Below are 3360 nucleotides of genomic sequence, written 5' to 3'. Positions count from 1 at the left end.
CAATTACATCGAGGTCAGGATGTAGGATGACGAAATCATCGGCATATCTTATGAGAGATAGTGCTTTTTGATTAGCTTTCTTATTTCCTGGTAAGGACTGGGCGACCTTATTGATTGCCTCTTCCATTCCATGTAGTGCGATGTTCGCTAGTAGGGGAGATATCACCCCACCCTGTGGCGTACCTTCACCTGTTTGTAACCATTCACCGCCATCAAATACACCTGATTTTAACCATGCCTTAATTAGGCGGTTTAAGGTTGGGAATGTATTGATTTTGGTTAGCAGTTCTTTGTGGTTGATTTTATCAAAGCATTTTGATATATCGGCATCCAAAACCCATTTTGGTTTTTGTTTGATGATGCTAAATATTGCTCCGTGAGCGATCGCGAACAGCGGGGCGTAGCCCATCGCGAATAGGGTCTCGTAAAGCCTGCGGCATAGCTTCGCTTAGGGCGCAGCCTCAGAAGAGAAGCGAACGACAAAATGAAATAAGTTACTCCACTTTGAATTTTTACTAATTTGGCAATGCCTAATTAGTAATGATTTGAAGCTTTTGTCAAATGAACATTTCAACAACAGATGTTCATTTGACATGGCAATATTATACTTTAAATTAGGTCAAAAATATGGAAGTTTACTTAATATTTGTCGATGCGGCTCAGAACAGTAACAAATTCTGGAGTGCAAAAGTTGAGCAAAGCAATCTAACTGTTGAGTGGGGTAGGATCGGCTACAAATATCAGCAAAAAGTTCACTCTTTCGGTAATGCTCAACAAGCAGTTTCTAAATTCCACAATCTCGTGGCTGAGAAGAAAATGAAAGGCTACCGAGAAAGCCAACCTCAAATTGATAGTACTTCTGATTCTCTAGAAATCAAAAGAGCTATCCAATTACTGGAGATTTTGCGCCCTTATGTAGCACAAAGAAAATTTGCCAATAGAAATTATCTAGAGACATTAAACCAATATTTAAAAATCGTTCCTACACCTTTAGGAATGAAAATAGACCCGTCTCTAATATACCGCGATGTGGCAGATATTGAGCATCAACTATCACTTCTGAACTCTTTGTTGGAAACTGATTCTGTGCTAGCTGATAACACTATAGAAGAATCTGCTAATAACAGCAAAGTTATCAGTTTAAAAAGCATTGGAAAGAACTTTTGGAGGCATTTGTAGAACTTAATAATTCAGGAGCAGAGCCAGATACTCCGAAAGCTGCGATCAGAATAAAGGCTTACCTGAGAGCCGTTAAATGGGATATACAGCAAAATTCAGAAGTAAAACAGGCTTTACATCTGGCTTTGAGACTTAGCTTGTGTACAACACTTTCCTTGAAATCCGCTGTATCAGTAAAACTCTGTATGTCTCACAGAGTAAAAGCATCTAACTCAAAACTTCACATCCTTTATTTTCTGCTATCACAGTCACCTTTCTAACAATGACGCAACCAGAAATAAATTATCATGACTCAAACAGCATCGAAACAAAGGGTAAAGCCTGCCAATCAGACAAAACAAACAAGTGTAGCTACTCCTAAAGCCGAAAATGAAGTATCAGCAAATATCCCAGAAATATCTACAGGTAAAAAGAAAAAACCTACATCTTCAGATGCTGATACTTCAACTGAGCCTATCTCAAATAAGCGTACTAATAAACGTTCTGCCAAATCAGAGTTAAACTCTCAACCACTTATAGAATCAGGAATGGAGGTAATCTGCTCACAAACTAAATTTCACGATGCACTCTCTTTAGTTAGTTGTGCTACCCCAGCAAAACCTACCCATCCTATTCTTGCTAATGCTCTAATCATTGCAGATATCGAAACACAACAGATACATTTAACTGTTACTGATTTAGCATTAACAATTCAGGCAAGTTTTGAAGCCCAGGTGTTGCTCAAGGGTGAAATTACTGTGCCAGTAGAAATGCTATTTGAGATAGTTAAGCATTGCCCTAATGGTAATATTACCCTCAGTAGTCAGACTCAGATTATACAGTTTCTTGGCTACATGTAAAAGTTATTTTGGCTTTTTTAGTTGCTCCCATAACTTCAGAAATTGTTAGCACTGTTCATACATAGTACTTTACTTCTGTATACTTCTGCAAGTTTCTGATAGCTTCAGAACTTATCCTCCAAAAAGCGGCTTTAAATGGCGCTAAATGCCGTGATGACCGTATAAATCTTGGGTAATAACCGTACAAAAAATGTTGTTTTTTTCATTTAGAAGTAAAAAAAATTTAATGTTTTGAGCAAGTTTAATGGCTGAAACCTTTGTATAGCAGCATTTCCATAAGAGTTGTATTTTTTTGAGTTTTTTTTGAATCTTATTAATTTTGGGCCCCTTATATATACCCATTTTTTTTCATAGGGGGAACAAATGTTGAAAAAATTTCTGCTATCCATAACTACAGCCATTCTTGTTGGCTCATTTGTACTTGCTGTGCATGATAAAGACTTTCGGGATGACTACGTTCGTCTTGCAGTGCCTGCCTTGAGAACATTGGTAGATTTGTCGAAAACTGACAAAAAACAAAAAAAGTAGGACAAACATAGTGGCTGTCACAAGCCACCATGCAATGACACAAAGTATTTACTCCCTTTCCAGAGTTAGTTTACCTATTTTTTTCTTGACTTTCTTGCTGTTCTTGGCATCTTAACAGTCCATTAAATTAGGTATTCTTCTGGCAAGGGAGAGTAGCACGTCGCTAGAGCAACATTTCTCTAGCGATTTTCGTTCATGTGTTACCCAATATGGTAAACACTTTACAATCAGAGTATTACTCAATAGTTCCACCATGCCAGCAAAAGACATATACCATAATGAAGTCAAGAACGCATTGATAAAAGACGGTTGGACTATCACAGATGATCCTTACTTTATCAAATATGAGGATGCTGAACTCTACGCCGACCTAGCAGCAGAAAAACCAATCGCCGCAGAACGCCAGGGACAGAAGATTGTCGTAGAAATCAAGAGCTTTGTGGGCAAATCGCTGATGTATGATTTTCATAATGCCCTGGGACAATACATAGTCTATCGGAAACTCATTCAACTTACGGAGCCAGAATATAAACTTTATTTAGCTGTTGATGATGTTGTCTATGAGAACTTTTTTCAACGTAAATCTGTACAAGCAGTCATCAATGAAAATCACCTGCTGTTAATAGTTGTAAATACAGAAAAGGAGGAAATTCGGCAATGGATAAGCTAGAACAATATCGCAATGCTATAGACATCTCCGAAAATAGTCAAAGCCTTTGTGTGACTAGTTTAGAGCACGTAAATGCAATCATCTAAATTAGCTAATCTGTACGAGAAAATGAGGCTTTCAGATATTTGTTGTTGATAATTAGGC

The 3360-nt window shown here is 37.7% G+C and carries 5 protein-coding genes; 4 read left to right on the top strand and 1 reads right to left on the bottom strand.

What is annotated here, in order from left to right:
• Window positions 1-409, bottom strand: a 409-nt coding sequence (locus LC653_RS45230; protein ID WP_229501745.1) for a reverse transcriptase/maturase family protein, incomplete at its 3' end; no start/stop codon positions are given.
• Between the two features lie 218 nt (window positions 410-627).
• Here LC653_RS45230 and LC653_RS45225 point away from each other — a divergent pair.
• The 4 genes from LC653_RS45225 to LC653_RS45210 all read left to right on the top strand — a co-directional run bounded on the left by LC653_RS45225 (window position 628) and on the right by LC653_RS45210 (window position 3216).
• Entirely contained in the window at window positions 628-1179 is a 552-nt protein-coding gene (locus LC653_RS45225; RefSeq protein ID WP_229501744.1) for a WGR domain-containing protein, read from the top strand.
• Window positions 1180-1466: 287 nt separating this feature from the next.
• Window positions 1467-2018, top strand: coding sequence for a hypothetical protein (locus LC653_RS45220; protein WP_229501743.1), 552 nt, complete (start codon window positions 1467-1469; stop codon window positions 2016-2018).
• Window positions 2019-2381: 363 nt separating this feature from the next.
• Complete coding sequence (locus tag LC653_RS45215) at window positions 2382-2546, top strand: hypothetical protein (protein ID WP_229501742.1); 165 nt, start codon at window positions 2382-2384, stop codon at window positions 2544-2546.
• A 253-nt stretch (window positions 2547-2799) separates the two neighbouring features.
• Complete coding sequence (locus tag LC653_RS45210; protein ID WP_162398235.1) at window positions 2800-3216, top strand: XisH family protein; 417 nt, start codon at window positions 2800-2802, stop codon at window positions 3214-3216.
• The last annotated feature ends 144 nt before the right edge of the window (window positions 3217-3360 follow it).

The sequence above is a fragment of the Nostoc mirabile CHAB5784 genome, assembly GCF_020829645.1.
GTDB classification, from domain to species: domain Bacteria; phylum Cyanobacteriota; class Cyanobacteriia; order Cyanobacteriales; family Nostocaceae; genus Nostoc; species Nostoc mirabile.
The sequence above is the reverse complement of the archived record's forward strand: the minus strand, read 5'-3'. Positions and strand labels throughout refer to the sequence as shown.